This window comes from Streptomyces sp. NPDC031210 (assembly GCF_055570395.1).
This window is the reverse complement of sequence record NZ_JBVIHH010000001.1, coordinates 53244-68887: the sequence shown is the minus strand read 5'-3', so window position 1 is coordinate 68887 and position 15644 is coordinate 53244. Positions and strand designations below refer to the sequence as shown.

At 67.6% G+C, this 15644-nt stretch carries 17 protein-coding genes; all 17 read right to left on the bottom strand.

Translation table 11 applies throughout. The features are described from left to right. Positions 1-430: 430 nt before the first annotated feature. Positions 431-2287, bottom strand: a complete 1857-nt coding sequence (locus ACZ45Z_RS00330) for a DNA polymerase (RefSeq protein WP_468353859.1) — start codon at positions 2285-2287, stop codon at positions 431-433. Between the two features lie 82 nt (positions 2288-2369). Further along, positions 2370-4790, bottom strand: a complete 2421-nt coding sequence (locus tag ACZ45Z_RS00325) for a phage/plasmid primase, P4 family (protein WP_468353857.1) — start codon at positions 4788-4790, stop codon at positions 2370-2372. 100 nt (positions 4791-4890) lie between these two features. Then, the gene (locus tag ACZ45Z_RS00320) at positions 4891-5289 is read right to left on the bottom strand and encodes a hypothetical protein (RefSeq protein ID WP_468353855.1); all 399 of its coding nucleotides are present in this window, start codon (positions 5287-5289) and stop codon (positions 4891-4893) included. Then, positions 5286-5432: a hypothetical protein gene (locus tag ACZ45Z_RS00315; protein WP_468353853.1), complete on the bottom strand. Its 147-nt coding sequence runs from the start codon at positions 5430-5432 to the stop codon at positions 5286-5288. Before ACZ45Z_RS00315 ends, ACZ45Z_RS00320 begins: the two co-directional genes overlap by 4 nt. Then, on the bottom strand, positions 5429-5608 hold the full coding sequence (locus ACZ45Z_RS00310; RefSeq protein WP_468353851.1) for a hypothetical protein: 180 nt from the start codon (positions 5606-5608) through the stop codon (positions 5429-5431). The genes ACZ45Z_RS00315 and ACZ45Z_RS00310 overlap by 4 nt, the downstream gene beginning before the upstream one ends. After that, positions 5605-5892: a hypothetical protein gene (locus ACZ45Z_RS00305; protein ID WP_468353849.1), complete on the bottom strand. Its 288-nt coding sequence runs from the start codon at positions 5890-5892 to the stop codon at positions 5605-5607. The genes ACZ45Z_RS00310 and ACZ45Z_RS00305 overlap by 4 nt, the downstream gene beginning before the upstream one ends. 87 nt (positions 5893-5979) lie before the next feature. After that, positions 5980-6720 carry a recombination directionality factor gene (locus ACZ45Z_RS00300; protein WP_468353847.1) on the bottom strand — a complete coding sequence of 247 codons (741 nt, stop codon included), beginning with the start codon at positions 6718-6720 and terminating at the stop codon, positions 5980-5982. A 138-nt stretch (positions 6721-6858) separates the two neighbouring features. Beyond that, a complete protein-coding gene (locus tag ACZ45Z_RS00295) occupies positions 6859-7653 on the bottom strand; it encodes a hypothetical protein (protein WP_468353845.1) in 795 nt (264 codons plus the stop codon). 236 nt (positions 7654-7889) lie between these two features. Then, positions 7890-8699: a hypothetical protein gene (locus ACZ45Z_RS00290; protein WP_468353843.1), complete on the bottom strand. Its 810-nt coding sequence runs from the start codon at positions 8697-8699 to the stop codon at positions 7890-7892. A gap of 14 nt (positions 8700-8713) precedes the next feature. Beyond that, a complete protein-coding gene (locus ACZ45Z_RS00285) occupies positions 8714-9334 on the bottom strand; it encodes a hypothetical protein (RefSeq protein WP_468353841.1) in 621 nt (206 codons plus the stop codon). Positions 9335-9451: 117 nt separating this feature from the next. Continuing rightward, entirely contained in the window at positions 9452-9652 is a 201-nt protein-coding gene (locus ACZ45Z_RS00280; RefSeq protein ID WP_328691166.1) for a hypothetical protein, read from the bottom strand. Between the two features lie 3 nt (positions 9653-9655). Continuing rightward, positions 9656-10177 (bottom strand): deoxynucleotide monophosphate kinase family protein, encoded by a 522-nt coding sequence (locus ACZ45Z_RS00275; protein ID WP_468353839.1) that lies wholly within the window; start codon positions 10175-10177, stop codon positions 9656-9658. Between the two features lie 106 nt (positions 10178-10283). Then, positions 10284-11222, bottom strand: a complete 939-nt coding sequence (locus ACZ45Z_RS00270; RefSeq protein ID WP_468353837.1) for a peptidoglycan-binding protein — start codon at positions 11220-11222, stop codon at positions 10284-10286. A gap of 78 nt (positions 11223-11300) precedes the next feature. Then, positions 11301-13472, bottom strand: a complete 2172-nt coding sequence (locus ACZ45Z_RS00265; protein WP_468353835.1) for a right-handed parallel beta-helix repeat-containing protein — start codon at positions 13470-13472, stop codon at positions 11301-11303. Then, positions 13469-13762: a hypothetical protein gene (locus ACZ45Z_RS00260; RefSeq protein ID WP_468353833.1), complete on the bottom strand. Its 294-nt coding sequence runs from the start codon at positions 13760-13762 to the stop codon at positions 13469-13471. The genes ACZ45Z_RS00265 and ACZ45Z_RS00260 overlap by 4 nt, the downstream gene beginning before the upstream one ends. A 15-nt stretch (positions 13763-13777) precedes the next feature. Continuing rightward, positions 13778-14590: a hypothetical protein gene (locus tag ACZ45Z_RS00255; protein ID WP_468353832.1), complete on the bottom strand. Its 813-nt coding sequence runs from the start codon at positions 14588-14590 to the stop codon at positions 13778-13780. After that, positions 14574-15641, bottom strand: a complete 1068-nt coding sequence (locus ACZ45Z_RS00250) for a hypothetical protein (protein WP_468353830.1) — start codon at positions 15639-15641, stop codon at positions 14574-14576. Before ACZ45Z_RS00250 ends, ACZ45Z_RS00255 begins: the two co-directional genes overlap by 17 nt. Positions 15642-15644 lie beyond the last annotated feature (3 nt).

Sequence of the window (15644 nt, the reverse complement as noted above, 5' to 3'; positions counted from 1 at the left end):
GAGGACGTGGGGTATCGCCACGGCGCCGTTCAGCGCGTGTTGGTCCTCAATGAGGTACTAGGGAGTTGATTGCCCGTCCGGCGCCTCACGCGTGGTCACGTGGGCGGGTGTGGGGCTAGTGAGACTGGAGCGTAAGGGCTTCCTACGCCGCTCCGGAGCGGGATAACCAGCCGGGTTCGGCGTCCTGTTGCATGTGCATCGGCCCCCCTGTTCCTGACGCCCGACGTTGATACTTCAACGTTCAAACACATGAGAACATGAACACGCGAGGGTTACAAGTTCACGGAATCACCACATGTGAACCCGCGCGTGTCACCGGCCCGTAACAGCGGAAGATCCGGTTCCGCGTTCGCCCATGTCAAAGGGGGTCCCGCCCGCTACCAGTCCGCCGAAGCGTCCACCTGGTGAACGGGGGAACCCCCAATGTGACCTAGCTCACTTCCCATTCGGTCGGGAGCTTGTACCCATTCGCCCAACTCCGGCCGTACACATCCGCGTCGGTGCCGATGGGAACGCCGTACAGCTCCATCTGGACCGTCTCCGCAACGGCCTGGGCCACGTCGGCCGCCTCCGACGCCGGGGCCGTGCCCAGCACTTCGTCATGCACCCAGAGATTCAGGTACTGGGTAAGGCCGTTGTCCTCCAGGTCCAACAGGGCCTGGCCCATCGTGTCCCGGGCCGTCGACTGACAGATGTACGCCACGGCCTTGTACAGCTTGTCCCGGTCCAGGATGAGCCGACGGCCGGACGGCGTGCGGATCTCACAGCCGTTCGCCAGGGCCTGGCGCTGAAGTCCCTTGAACCACGGCCGGAGCGTCGGGTACGACCGGAGGTACCGGTTCATGGTGTCCCGCATCTCCGACTCCGGAAGGCCCGTCATCTTCGACAGGGTCCGCGGCCCTCCCTGGTACGACACGCCCAGGCCACCGACCTTCGCCAGGCCACGCTGGTACGGAGTGAAGCCCTCCCCGAACATCAGCGTGGCCGTGTAGTCGTGGAGGTTCCGGCCGGAGCGCACGGCGTCACACATGGAGGCGTCGCCCGACAAGGCAGCCAGGACGACCAGCTCCACCGACGACTGGTCCACGCTGAAGTACACGTTCCCCGGCTCCGCCACAATGCTCCGGCGGATCTCCCAGCCCTTCGAGGGGAGTTGCTGGAGCGGTGGGTCCGACACCGACGCGCGGGCCGTCTTCGCGCCCAAAGTGTTGATCCGCGGGTGGATCCTGTCGAAGCCGTCCCGGTTCTCCAGCATGGCCAGGGCGTACGACTTCCTCCACTTGCCGGCACGCTTCGAGCGGAGCACGGCGTCCGCCAAGGGATTGGGTCGACGCACGTCCAGCCGCTCCCATCTCGCGTTCAGGTCGGCCATCGGGAGAAGCACTTCCTTCGCCACCGACGGGGCCCCGCCGTCTGTCTTCTCCTCCCAGCTCTCCCCCATGCCCTCCAAGGCTCCGACCACCTGGCGGTCACTGTTGACGTTGTCGACGCCGTACCGGCCCGCCACGTCGGCGTACCGCTCCGCGTCGTCGGCCAGCCGGTGAACCAGGCCCTCCGTGTACGGCACGTCCAGGAGCATGCCGCGCCGCTCCATGCGGACACAGATGGCCATGAGCCGGTGTTCGTAGTCCACGAGCGTGGCCGGGATGCTGTGCCGCTCCAGCTCTTGCTCCAGGATGGGCCGGAGCCGGGCCACCAGGATCACGTCCAGGAGCCCGTACCGCTGGTACGTCTCGTTCTCGTACGGGATGCCACGCCAGCCGGTGGCCTTCGTGAAGCCCAACGATCGGAACACGGCCGTGAGTCCAGCCTGGGTGTCCGGGGCCGACGGGTCGATGTACCAGGCGGACAGGGGCTTCAGGGAGATGCCAACGCCGCCTTCGTAGTCCTGGCGGGAGTCGCACAGGTGGGCCAGGATTTTCGTGTCCCGGCACTTCGGTGCCAGCTCCTCCACCTTCACGCCAAGGTGTTCGTCCAACACCAACAGGTCGAATGCCCAGTTGTGGGCCACGACTTCGGGCACCTTCCGGAGCACGTCGGCCGCGAACTGGCGGAATGCCGGCCCGCGTTCCGTCGGGACCAGGAAGGCCGTGTCCGCCGTCCCAAACTGGACGCACCGGAGGCCGTCCCCGCTGAACGTCCGAAGGCCCTGGGTCTCCGTGTCGATGGCCAGCGAACGCGGCTGGTGCTCCTTCAGCCACCGCCAGGCCGTCCCTATGTCCTCCACGGTCTCCAGGGCGTAGCCGGTCCACGGACGGCCGCCCAGGGTCTCTCGATACACACGCATCGCGCGCTCTCCTCACATCGACGGAGAGCCGGAAACGACGAAAGGGGCCGCCCCGAATGGGACGACCCCTCTCACACCTGCCTTACTTCGGCTGGCCGAAGATGTCCGACTCACCGCCGTTCTGTGGGGACCGTGACACGGCCTTCACGTCCTGGAGGTTCCGGAAGCCACGACGGCCTCCCTGGTCCTGGCCCTCCACAACGCCGGGGAAGGTCCGGACGGCGTCATAGAACTTGTTGCGGGTCATCTTGTGGCGGATCCCGCACTCCTCCGCCCAGGTCTGGTACCGGGCCCATGTGTCGGCCTTGACGACGAAGCCGCCGGGAGCCACTTCGTACTCCTCCCCGACGAAGCCGGACAGGGGGTGGGAGCTGTCCCGGTAGTGCGCCGTGCGCTTCTCCACGGCGTCCGGGAAGACCAGCCCCCGGCCCGCCTGGTACTCCCGGTACCACTCCACGGCACCGGCCACGGCCCACGCCACGATGCCCTCCCGCTCCCGGCGGAGCGTCGCCTGGAGATGCCGGTCTTCGCGACCACGGAAATCTTCGTTCCACGGCACGACCCTGACCCGCTGCCAAAGAGCGGCGTCCGTCGCGTCCACGTCGGGCACATAGTTCGTGTCGACCTGGATCAAGCACACGGGACGGAACGTGATCTCCGTCTTCGCGTACACGCCGCGCGCCGTAATGGACTGGTCGCCGGTCGTGGCCTTCATCAGGGCCTGGTCCAGGGGCATGTTCGCGGGCCACTCCGAAGAGATGACCAGCCGCTTCCCCCGGAGCCCGACCACGTCCGCACGTGGTCCGCCGGACTCTTTCCGGCGCTGGAACAGGGACGCGTCGGCCCGCTTCGTGGCCGCCTGGAACACGTCCTCCAGGGCGGCCGTGAACGTGGTCTTTCCGTTCGTGGTCGGGCCCACGTGCATGATGAAGCAGCGCTCCACGCCGTACCCGGTGATCCCGTAGCCCGTGAGCATCTGGAGGAAGCCCGGCATCTCCGACGCATGCGGGTGGCACTCCGCCAGGAAGCGGTTCCAACGCGGAGCCGTTGCCGTGGGGTTGTAATCCACGTCGATGAAGAACGTGTTCATGTCCTCCGGCCGGTGCTCCCGGTGCTGGCCGTCTCGAAGGTCCACCACGGCGTTCCGGAACGACAGGAGGTACGGGACAGCGTCGAACTGGTCCACGGTCGCGTACACGCCGGGGATGCTGGACAGCATCTCCACCATGCCCTTCACCTTGTTCGCGTCCTGGGACCGGGCTATGTGCTTGCTCAGCTTCTCCCCGTCGTGACCGGGCTCATCCCACATGTCCCGTACGACGGCGCGAACGTCGGCGTACAGGGCTTCCGTTGGGACCTGGGTCCAGTGCCGGCCCGTCCACTTGAAGACCCCGGCGCCCGGCACCATCCGTACGTGGCCGCCCAGTTGGCGGAACAGCCTCTCGGCGTTGCCCAGGTCGGTCAGGGGGAGATGCGGGGCCGCCTCCGGCTCCGGCTCCGGAACAGTGTTCCGCGCCTCCGGCTGGGGGTCCACGATGTGAAGCGGGGCCCGCCGGACGGCCGCGTGAAGCTCCCCCGGGAACGCCTCCGGGTCCTTCGCGCGCCAGGCGGTCAGGTCATCCTTCGGGTTCGGGAACTGGAGGGCCCGGACCTGGATGCCTTCACGGACCAGGGCGTCCGCCAACGCGGAGTTGAAGCCTTCCCCGGCGGAGTCAGGGTCCCCGGCCATGACCACGTCTTTGCCGGCCAGCCCGGCCACCAGCTCCTTCACCATCTCCGGGTTCCCCGCCAGGGACGCGCCGCGGACCATCACCACGCCGTACCCCATGGCCGCTCCGGTCAGGCCGTCCCCCGGGCCCTCCGTGACCAGCACGGTGTCATAGCCGGACGACGACGGGATGTAGCCGTACTTCGACCAGGCGGAACCCTCCGGGTTCATCAAGGACATCCACCGTGCCGGGCACTCCCCGGTCAGATCCCGGCCCTGGAGGCCCCGCGGGCGGCCGTTGAAATCGTTCATGGGCACCACCAGGCGGGGGAACCGCTGGAACCCCACGGAGCGGTACTTGAACCGCGACGGGCTCCCCGGGAAGTCGAATCCCAGGGCCAGGTCCGTGGCACGCTCCATGTCCAGGCCGAACCGATCGGCCACGTACTTCACGGCCTCCGGGGCGCCGGGGAACGCCATGTTCGTCTCGTCCACGTACATGGCCAGGGCCGCCAGGTCCCCCGGCTCCAGAGAACCGGCCACGGCCTTGGCGGAAGCCTTCACTCCCTCCCCCGGCGCCCAGTCGAACAGGTCGGACCGGTTCAGGCGAAGAGCCTTCAGGATGTCGTCCGTCGTGCACCCGGCCCAGCAACGGACCAGGAGTCGACCGTCTTCCTTGAGGCGGAAGAACAGGGACGGCCGGTGGTCGGAGTGGGCCGGGCACGGGACGCCGTACTCCCCGCGCTCCTCCACAACCTCCGGGAACCGGGACAGGAACTCAGACAGGCTCTTCACGTTGAGGCTCTCCTCCGAACGAAAAACGGGGGCCGGACCGGCCACCGACCCCGTTCTGTGGGGGATGTGACGGTCCGACCCCCGTGGGGTGGAGAGCTGGTCAGGAGCGCGCGGAGCGAATGTCCGCCAGCACTCGCGCGAACGTGGCCAGGTCCATCACCACGTACGCGTCACGGATGTTCTTGCGCGGGGCCTTCACGACGGCCACGCCATACGGGTACCCGGCGTGCCGGGCTTCCTTGTTGGCCTGGGCGACGTATGCCGGCAGGCGGAATTCCTTCTCCGCCTTCGCCTCCAGGACGAAGGGCCAGGCGTGCAGGTCCCCCACGTCGCGCGCTCCGGTCTGTGCCGGGCGAGTGACGTTGTCCGGGTCCCGCGGGTCCTTCCACGGATAGTCCAACTCCCGCCAGCCATCGACGTACTGGCCCAGCTCCTCATTCAGGAAGTGCCGGGTGGCAGTCTCGTGGGCTGTGCCCTTGGCCTTGTGGGGGTTGCTCACTCTCCGGCCTCCAGCTCCCGGACCATGTCGTCCGTGATCCAGTCGGCCCGCACGGCCCGCACGGTGGGGAACTCCACCGGCTCCGTGTCGGGGAGCGGGTACACCTTCCGCGCGCCCGGCGGGTCACCCAGGTATCGGTTCACGGGCGCACCCACTGGACGTTGACGCCCTTCGCCATCACGGAGGCCAGGGCGTCGATGTACCGGGGCCAGTCGTCCCGTTCCGTCGCCGACGGGTACAGGTAGACCGTGCCTTCGGTCATGGTCCGGATGTCGCCCAGGGCGGGCGCGGACTCCTGGCGGATCGTGGCGCCGGTCATACGGTCGTCTCCACCTTGTCCTCCGCCGGGACAGTGACGGCGAAGTGCTCCGCCGCGATGTGCTGGACCGCGAAGGACGCACGCTTGACGAAGCCGGACTCATTGCCCGTGGGGCGGACCTTCAGCATCGGGAGGACACGGCCCTTGTACTTCTCCGTGTACGTCTCCAGGACGACGGCCTCCGTCATGCGGACGCCGTTCCCCCGGCGGGCGGAGTAGACGATGGTGTCCCCCTGCCGAACCTCTGCGCCGGTGAAGTCGTGGATGTTTCCTCGCTTGCCCATGTGGGTCTCCCCTCTTGAAGCCGGGCGCGTCCCGGCAACGCCGAAGGGCCCGACCCCTCCGAAGAGGGACCGGGCCAGTGGGCAGGGTCAGAAAGGAGCGTCGTCACTCTCGAACTTCGAGAGGGAGGGAGCGCCCGGGGCGTCGTCGGTCGGCGCCGGGCCGTGGACCTGAAGGACCGGCTTCCGGTACCTCACGTCAATGCCGGACTTCGTGGTGAACTCCACCAGCTCCAGCTTCAGCGTGGCCAGAGCGGGACCGCCGACGGCCTCCAGGTCACGCCACACGCCTTCGATGGCCTTCATGAACTCCCAGGAGCTGGTCACCAGGCGGAATTTCCCGCGCTCCGGGTCGGCGGCCAGGCGGAAGACGATCCGGCCGTCCGGCTTCGGGCCGTGGCCCGCCTTCGCGGCTGCCTTGCGCTCCTGGAGGCTGGTCGGGCAGCCACACGGCTGGCCGTACCGGGGGTCTTCGGTGTCTATGAACTCCACGCCGTCACACGCATGGATCGGCTTCCCGGTCATGCCGAAGAGCGCCATCCGGAAGGACACGGCGTCGGCGTTGTCCACGATGACCTTCACGGCGTCCACGTCGGTCAGCACCTGGAGGGAGTCGTCCTTCGTCGTCTCCCACTTCTCCGGCTTACCGCCGAAGAGACCGGCCACGGCCTGGGCCACGTCCGGGTCACCCGTGGTGATGCGCCACTCCGACAGGGAGACGGGCCGGTTGTTCAACTGCATGCCGGCGCGGAAGCGGCCAACGAAGTCCGAGCTGTAGACCTTCGGGCGGGACTCCGGGTCGGCGTCCAGGATGCGGAGGGTACGGGCCACAAGGGCACCCCAATTCTGTGTCTGTGCGTCTTGTGAGCTGGGCGAACTCCCTTGCTCGCTCTGGTTCTGTGGGGGCCGTGACAAGGCCCCTGGACGCACAAAGACCCCCCAGCCCGAAGGCCAGGGGGTCATGGGGTGTTACGCGCGACGCTGCGTACCGGTGACCACCTCACCGCCCGACGCCACGGGACGGCCGATCACGCCACGCTTCAGCTCCTTCTCCCAGTCGAAGACCCGGCGGAGAGTCAGGAACATGTCGAACATCTCCGGGGAGTGCTTGACCGGAACCAGCTTCCAGCCCTCCGGCCGGACGTGGAGGACGGCCGCAGCATCGATCGTCGGAAGCGGGACGCTCTCCCCGGTCTCGCCCAGGACGATGCGGTCCGCGTTGGCGTACGCGGCGAGCTGGAGCGCCACTTCCTCATGGACGCCGGAGCGGGTGGTCTTCCAGTCGATGACGACTGTCTCCCCGCCGATACGCGCGATGGCGTCGAAACTCCCCGCGTAGTTGTGCGCGTCCGACCACACCGCGTCTTCGAGGAACAGGAATTCGGGCTGAATCTCTGCCAGGAACTCCTGGAAGTGCTGGGCGTACACGCGCATGTCCGGGTGGAGCCGGCCCAGGGTCTCACCCCGCGCCAGTCGCTCGAAGATGTCGTGAGCCGCGGATCCCGTCGCGCCCGCCTCCCGGGTGTAGCGGCTGGCCGCACCCTTGACGAAGTCGATGGCGCCCTGTCGGTCGTTCATGGCCAGGGTGACCAGGGGGCCCAGGTTGTCCACGGCCGCTTCCGCGGACATCTTGGCGTACCAGAAGTTCAGGAACCCCTTCGGGAGCATCCCGACGATGGAGGTCACGCCCGGTGCCTTCGCGCCGGACTCCTCATCCACGTAGAACCGGCTCTCTCCGCGCTTGAACGTGCTCAGGTTGGCCACTACTACCCCTTACGCTGTGCGGCCCGCGCGGGGCCGCTCTGTCGCTTACAGGGGTGTTCTGTGGGGGCCGTGACGCCCTCCCGGGCACAGCAATAAAAGTGCTGTCACGCCCTACTTCTCTAATCCACACATTGGAAAGAAGGTACGTACAGCAGAAAGATTGCTGTCACGCACGACGAAGGGCCCCGCTCCGTGATGGAACAGGGCCCCGCAGTGAGGGAGGGTGCGTTCTGGCGTCAGCCGTCCAGGCCGTCCAGCTCCTTCAGGAGCGCGTCGGTCTTCGCTCGGGTGTCGGCCAGTTGCTCCCGGAAGGTCTTCCGCTGGTTCGGCGTCATCGTCCGGAGGGAGGCCATGGAGTACACGGAGATCCCGGCGTCAATGCGCTTCGCCAGGGCCACGAGCTGGGCGCCGGTGACCGTGCCCTGGGCCGCTTGCTTGCTGGTCTCTTCGGCGGCCGTCTCGACTTCGTCCAGGTTCTTCCCGAACTTCGCCGTGAGGGCCTGGCGTTGCCCGCGGGTCAGGGCCTGGATGCCGTAGTGCTCCCACTGCTTTGCGGGGACCCGCTCCCGCTTGACGTTCTCCACCTGGTACCGGATGGACCGCTTCGTGGAGTCGTGGTCCGGCCCCTCCAGGCCCAGGTCCCGGTACAGGAGAGCGGCCAGGGCCTTGTACTCCGTGGAGTCCCCGTTCCAGTCGATACGCCGACCCTTTGAGCCTGGTTGCTTGAAGTGGGCCCGCAGATCCATCAGCGTCTCCGCGATGGCCTTCAGCTTCTCCAGCCGCTGGCCCTCCAGGTCCAACAGGTCCCGGAACAGAGTCTTCGCGGCGTTGTAGTCGGCGGCCACGGCCGGGTCCTTCAGGGCCCGCTCCGCGTCCGGGTCGACATGCTCCGTGACGGCCACGCCCTCAATGACCGTCGGCGTCCTCTTGGCCGGCACCTTGGCCGATGTCTTCCCCCGTGTGGCCACGCTCTTCCCCTCCGCCTTGGCCGCCATAGCCGCCTCCACGTCCTTGACCTTCGGTGTTGCCTGTTTGCTCGTGGTCATGGCCATACCCCTGGTCATCGCTCCGTGAACTCTTCTTTGCAGATACCGCAGATGACCGGCCCCCGCCCGGCCACCCGCCTCCCCATCTGGAGTGTCCGGCCACACCCGCACTCCATGGACATACGCGTCCCTGACTTACCGCTGGGCGCCGTGTCCGCCAGCTCCTCCAGTCCGTCCACCTTGGCCAGCACCCGGCCAAGGGCCTCCACATACGCGGCCATCCCCGGCATGGCCTCCCCCGTGACCGGCACCGGGGAGAACCCCTTGACCGGGTGTGGCGGTTCCCCGTCCGGCCACTGACCGCCCAGCTCCCTGGCCATGGCCGCGAACTTCTTGTTGTGGCGGGTCCCTCGGTTGCTCGTTTCAGAGACTCCCCGGACAGTGCACAGCGCATGCGTGGCCACATGGACAATGTGCTCCATGACCGGCACGGCGCCGGCACGGATGGTGTCGATGTGGACAGGCAGCTCCGGCGGGACCGGCGTCCCGATCACCTTGCCCTCCGGATAGCCCAGGTTGTGGCGTGCCCCCGTGGTGTCGATGGCCACGATCACGTCCGGAAGATCCGGGTGGGCCCCCTGTAGCGCTTCCCACACCGTTTCCACGGCACCAATGATCTTGTCTGTGTCGGTCATGATCTCGACCGTAGCAGGTTCATGTTACCGCCCAGGTAAGAACCCGGTGAGCTTAGCAAGAAACGACAAAGGGCCCCACGGCCCGGAACAGTGTTCCGGCCCACGGGGCCCACGGGTTCACTTCTGTGTCACCTTGCGCGCAGCGTCCGCGCCCAGGACGACGACCACCACGCCGGTCAGAACGTCCACGATGGTGTCCGAACCGACCACGTCCGCAATGGACGGGATGAGCTGACCGACCAGGACCAGGACGGCCGCGATGGCCGCCCGGACCTTGACCGGGTTGTCACGCACGATGGCGCGGAGAGTTTCGAGCATGGGTCACGCTCCCAATCGCGTATAGAGGTAGCGAACCGCTTCCTTCAGGTCCGCCAGAGATCCGTCATTGCGGAGAACGTGGTCCGGCTTCAGGCCGTCCAGCTCCGTCTCCGAATCGTGGAGAGCGGCCGACCCCTTCAGGCCAGCCCCCTCCCGTTCCACCCGGACGATGACGGCGCCCAGCTCCTTCAGGGCGTCGACTTCGTTCCGGTACCGCACGTCGGATACGGCGCACGGCATGTTCCATTCCGTCCCCTGGATCACCTGGGCGGCCACCGGCCGTACCCAGAAGTCTGGGTCCATCTCGCGCACGGTCTGGCCGTACTCCTGGAGGAACCGGCGGACCTCCGGGAACTGGTCCTTGGCCGTCTCCCAGCCAACACGGCTGATGAGATCCGCCAGGCGCACGCACACCCGGGCATGGCCCAGGGGGATGTACGGGTTCGTTCGGAGGGCCGCTTCCTTCAGCTTGTCGGCGAAGGCCAGGCGCGTGTACGACGCGTGCCGGACCAGGATGCCGGCCACGCTGTCCTTCCCGGACCGGCTCTTGCCGAGCAATGCGACGTGCTTCAAAGGGTCCTCCCCCACAGATCACGGGCTCTTACACCCGCGATCTGTGGGGGCCGTGACATCAGACCTTCGGTACCTGGAGCTTCACCCAGGACGCCGGGCCCGGAGGCCACTTGGCAGCCGCACCGGTGTAGCCCAGCTTCCGCTGGAACGCTTCGTACGACTCCACGTCGGCCTCCCCCAGCTCCGGGCCGGGGCCGACCTTGTACCGGCCACACCCGACGGCCACCAGCCGCTTACCCATGGCAGTGAACAGGGGGTGCCGCTTGCCCAGCTTGAAGAACGCCACACCGGGGAACGGCGCGTACGACGGCTTCGGGGCCGCCTTCGTGGTCTTCAGCTTCTGGCCCTTGCGGATCACGTAGGGCGCCTTCAGGCCGTTCAGGTCGGCCAGGGCCTCCCACTTGATCCCCAGGGCCTTACCGATGCCAGACAGGGTGTCCCCGTCCTTCACGGTGTAGGACCCGGCGGGGGACGGCGCCGGAGCCGGGGCAGGCTTCACACCCGCCAGGGACTTGGCCCGCTTCACGATCTCCGGGAGCTGGGCGACGATCGGGGAGCCGGGGCACGAAGTGTGCCCACCCCACGCGGCCCCGCCCATGCCGTGGTAGCCCAGGCCCCGCCCGTTCACGTCGTGAGTGACCTGGAGGGGAACGCCGTAGACCTTGTGGGCCCACGCCAGTACCTCCGCGTTCCGCTGGAGCTGGGCGTCCGTGAGGGAATCCCCACCCTTGCCTTCGTTCTCCACGGAGAGCCAGGTCCTGTTGCCGTTCGCCTGGGCCCACGCACGGTCCGACGTGTCCACCCACTGATAGAGGGCGCCCGCCTTACCGGTGCCGAAGTGGGCCGAAGCCTGGGCGTCCGGGTTGCGGAACCAGGAGTCCGACCCCACCAGCGTGCCGGCCATGATGTGCACGACGACGCCATGGACACGGTCCTGGCCGCCCTCCGTGAAGTTGCGAGGAATGGGGCGCCAACTGGCCCCGGGCATACGTGCCATGTGCTTGTCCCTTCATGGGAAAGCCCCGTCCGGAGAGCCCGGACGGGGCATGGATACGTCTCGGTTCTGTGGGGGCTGTTACGCGCCGGAGTCCAGGGCAGACAGGTTCGGCGTGGTGGACGCGTCGTTCACGTCGTCCGTGCCGGTGCCGGTGGCGTTCGCCCCTTGCTTCAGCACGTCGTTCCCGAACCGGCGGACGTTCGTGTTCCCCGCCGTGATGCTGATGGCGTTGATCGCGTGCGTGGAGTTGCTGGCCACCCGGCGGTACGTGTTGTTGGTCAGGGTCAGCCGGTCGGAGCCGGTCGTGACCCGGTAGCCGTATCCGGCCCCGCCCTTACCCACGCCCTTGGCGACGTTGCCGGAGATTCGGAGAGCCGAACCGCCCTGGACGTGAACGCCGTTGACCGTGGTGTCCCAGATCATGTTGTCCGTGATCATCATGTCCGTGGTGGTGACACAGGAGATGCCGGAGCCACCCGCGCCGCTGATTCGGTTCCCCGACACCAGGCCGTCGGCCACCAGCTCCTGGGAGATGCCAGTCCCGGCCGGGGCCGTGATGGAGTTGTTCGCCACCACGTACCGCTCCGCGTAGAACAGCCGGATGCCGTTCTCCGAGTTGCCCACGGTGTTGATCGCGTTGCCCGTGATCGTGAGGCCATACCACTTGCCGGTGGCCTCCCCCTGGACGTAGATGGCTTCGCTGAAGCCCGTGATGTTCCGGAACACGTTGTCCGCGATGACGAACGTCGTGCCCGCCTGGGACGCGTTCTTGTCGACGCCGTTCATGTCCGTACGGTCGGCCGTCTTCGAGCTGTCCAGGGTGCGGAGCCAGACGCCACCGCCACAATCCTTGATCGTGTTCCCGGAGACCGTGGACTCCTCCCAGATGTACGGCTTCACCGCGTTCTGGGCGCCACCCTCGAAGGTGTTCCCCTCGATACGGATACGCCGATGCCACTTGCCCCAGGTAGCGGAGTGCGACCCGACGCCGGACGGCCACGCGACAGTGCCGGCAGTGCCGGACGGCCCCACGTAGCAGTCCCGCATGGTGATGTCTTCGCACGGCGTCCCGTCGTACGGACCGAAGCCTCCGAAGAGCGACGGCCGCCCGGCCAGATCGATCTGGACGGCCTCCGAAAAGTCACGGCCTCCCGTGTCGACGTACCCGCGGAAGGAGCACCCGGCCACCACGGCGTTCTTCGTGGAGTTCAGCTCAATGCCGTGATACCCCGCCAGGTCCAGGAGTTCGATATCCCGGATGACGACGTTCCGCGCGTGGCCGATGGAGATGCACATGTCCGGGTTCGTCGGGAAGTCCGTGGCCCGCATGTCCCACGTACCGCCCTCCACGATGATGTTCCCGTGGCCGGTGTAGCCCCCGAAGGTCTGGGCGGCGTCCCCGTTCAGGAGGAACGTGTTCGGGGCGGTCCGCTTGAAGCGGGCACCCGGAACCAGGGTCAGGCGCGTGTTCCTGTAGATCCGGAGCGGCAGCGTGGCGCATGCGTACGTACCAGCCGGGACGACGACCCAGCCACCACCAGCCGCGTACGCGGCGTCCAGGGCGTCCTGGATGGCCGGAGCGTCGTCCGTCACGCCGTCGCCGGTGGCCCCGTAAGACCGGACGTTGAGCGTGCCGGAGTCCGTCCCGCTGGACATGGCCGGGAGCTGGGACGCCGGGACCTTCCCCGTGGCGTCCAGGGACGCGACACCGTTCACGGCCCCACGGGCCGACAGGGCCAGGGCGCCCACGTCCGCCGCGTTCAGTACGACGTTCACGACGCTGTACCCGTTGACGGACTGGACCAGGCCGTCCGCACCGTCCACGCCGTCCGCACCCGCCGGGCCCCGCGGGCCAACAACGGGCGTGTAGTTGGGAGTTAGCGGGTCCGACGGTGCCACGTCGGCCAGGTTGACCTGGCGGTCCGGGGTGTCCGCCGGAAGGAGCATGGAGAACGTACGGGAGCCGGTGATCCCGGTCAGGTTCTCCTTCACGACGTACGCCCATTCGGCCGGGCTCATCCCCGGCGCATCGGTGGCCGGCAGGGTCACAGCGAACCGGCCGTACTCGTCCAGCTTGGCCACGACGGGCCCGGCTATGAACAGGTCGGCGTCCGGGAAGGTCAGGAGGGACGGGCCGGTGAACGTCACCGTTCCGGCCAGGCCCCGCCCGTCCGGCCCCCGGTATTCGCCGACCACGGTCACGGTCGGGATGCTCACCGGAAGCGGGTACGTCTCCGTGGGCGTGCTCATGCGTCGTCCCCCTTCAGGAGCGTGTCAATGTGGGTGCGGAGTTCGCGGTTCTCAGATCGCAACTCGCCGACTTCCGCGCGGAGTCCGGCGTTCTCCAGGCGGAGAGCCTTCACTTCGACCACGAGCGTGGCCACGTCGTCCGCCAGCCGTGCGGAGCGCGCCGCCTGGGCCTCCGCTTCCTCCCGCCACGCGTCACGCGCGCCGGTCTTCACCTGCCGGAACACGAGCATGAGGAAGAGCGCGATACCGCCCGCTATCTCTGCCGCTCCCGACAACTTGTCCAGCTCCATGGGATGTCCCCCGTCTCACCCCACGAAGGGGTCATTCACGTTTCCGGCGTCACCCCAGGAGGAGTTACCGCCGATGTACCAGGCCCAGCCGTTGGGGCCCGCTTCAGGAATGCGCTCTTCGGGAAGCCCGGCGCAGTAGTGCATGGTGGAGATGCCGTACGACCCGTCGTCCGTGTTCGTGGACGGGATCGTGACGTATCCGATGGCTGACCGGTTGTTGCCGGACTGGTAAACGGCCCACTTGCCGTTACCGGCGTCCGTCTCGACACCGCCACCCCCCTGGGCGGCCGGGTCTTGCTCGAACTTCCACATGCCGAAGACCTGGAGCCGATTCACGGCCGGAGGAGTCGGGCCCACCAGGTACCGGTGTTGCAGTTCGATCGTGTACGTGGCCGTACCGTCGGCGTAGTCCCAGCCGAACGGGATGCCGTGGACCCACCGAAGGATGCCCGTACCGATGGCGCCCGGCGCAGTGGAACCGTGGATACGGAGCGCGGACGACGCACTCACACACTCCTTCTGGGCGTTGCCGTAGTGCCGGAACGCCGCCAGCCGGACCTCCGCTTCACGCTGGCCCTGGATCATGTTGGCCGTGATGAACTTCGTCTCCACCCGGTCGTACACCAGGCCCGTCACGTCGGAGATGCCACACGAAGACCAGGCGTTCCCGCCGACGGGCCCCCGGCCGATGGCCGCCCACTCCGCCGTGGGGTACCGGTCGAACTTGTTCAGAGACTCCGGCGCCCGCTCCGCAGCGTCCAGCCGTCGGCGAAGCTCCTTGATCTCCCGGCCCAGGTCCGGCGCGTGCGCGTTACGTTGCGTCGCCATAGGTGAACACTTCCTTGTTCGCAAGAGTCAGGGAGATCAGCTCAGTACCGTTCACGTCCACGGACGCCTGGCGCTCCGTCACGACGAAGTCCGTGGTGAGCTGGACGTATCCGTACGACGCGCGGACCGTCCCGGAGTTGCCCGGGGTGAAGTCGGCCGGCGCGTACATGCCCGGGTACACGGTCAGGGACGGGATGGCGATAGGTGCGCTACCGACGGCCCGCATGGCGTCGGCCTTGTCCACCAGGGCGTCCGTCTTCTTCACGTCGGAGAACGTGGTCACGACGGACTTCCGGGGCATCGTCTTTGCCAGGTCGGCGTTCGTCGCCGTGCCCAGGAGCTTCGTACCGTTGCCGTTGTCGGCACCGATGGCGTACACGTCCGTGGCCAGGGCGGAACCGTCTCCGGCCACCTGGGTCACGTCGCAGTTCACGCCGTGCTCCAGGGTCATAGCCAGGGGGCTACCGCCCCGAAGGGTCTTCAGGAGCCGGTGGCCCACTCGGCCGTCCTTCGTCCAGTACGGCTCATAGCGGAAGTTGAAGCCACCGGCGTCTTCGGCCAGCTCTTCAATGGCCTCCGCCACGTTCTTGAACTCGTACTTCGTCCACTTCCGGGTCCGGAGTCGGCCCGTCGTCGTGAGCCGGGACGTGTCGGTCCCGATGCCTCCGGCGTCGTTCCCCACCTTGACCCAGTCGGCCAGGAGATGGGCCTGGTCGGCCTTCCGGTCGTAGCCGGCCACCATGGCAACGCCCTTGTAGTACGAGTGGTAACCGGACGCGTTCAGGGTCAGGGTGTTCTGCGCCAGGTCCGCGGACCACGTCCAGTAGATGCCACCCCAGACCGGTTCGCCGTCCCGCAGCACGGCCAGCCCGCTCTTCAGCGGCACCAGGCTGGAGGGGTCGGCCTCCGGGGCATCCAGGGGGATCGTGACGGACGCGCTTCCGGTGTCGTTCAGGGTCTCCCCGTAGCTGATACCGGTGACCGGGAGGGTAGCGACCACCTTCCCGGTCCTGGCGTCCGTCTGCACCACTTCATAGCGGGCAGTCGGCATCGG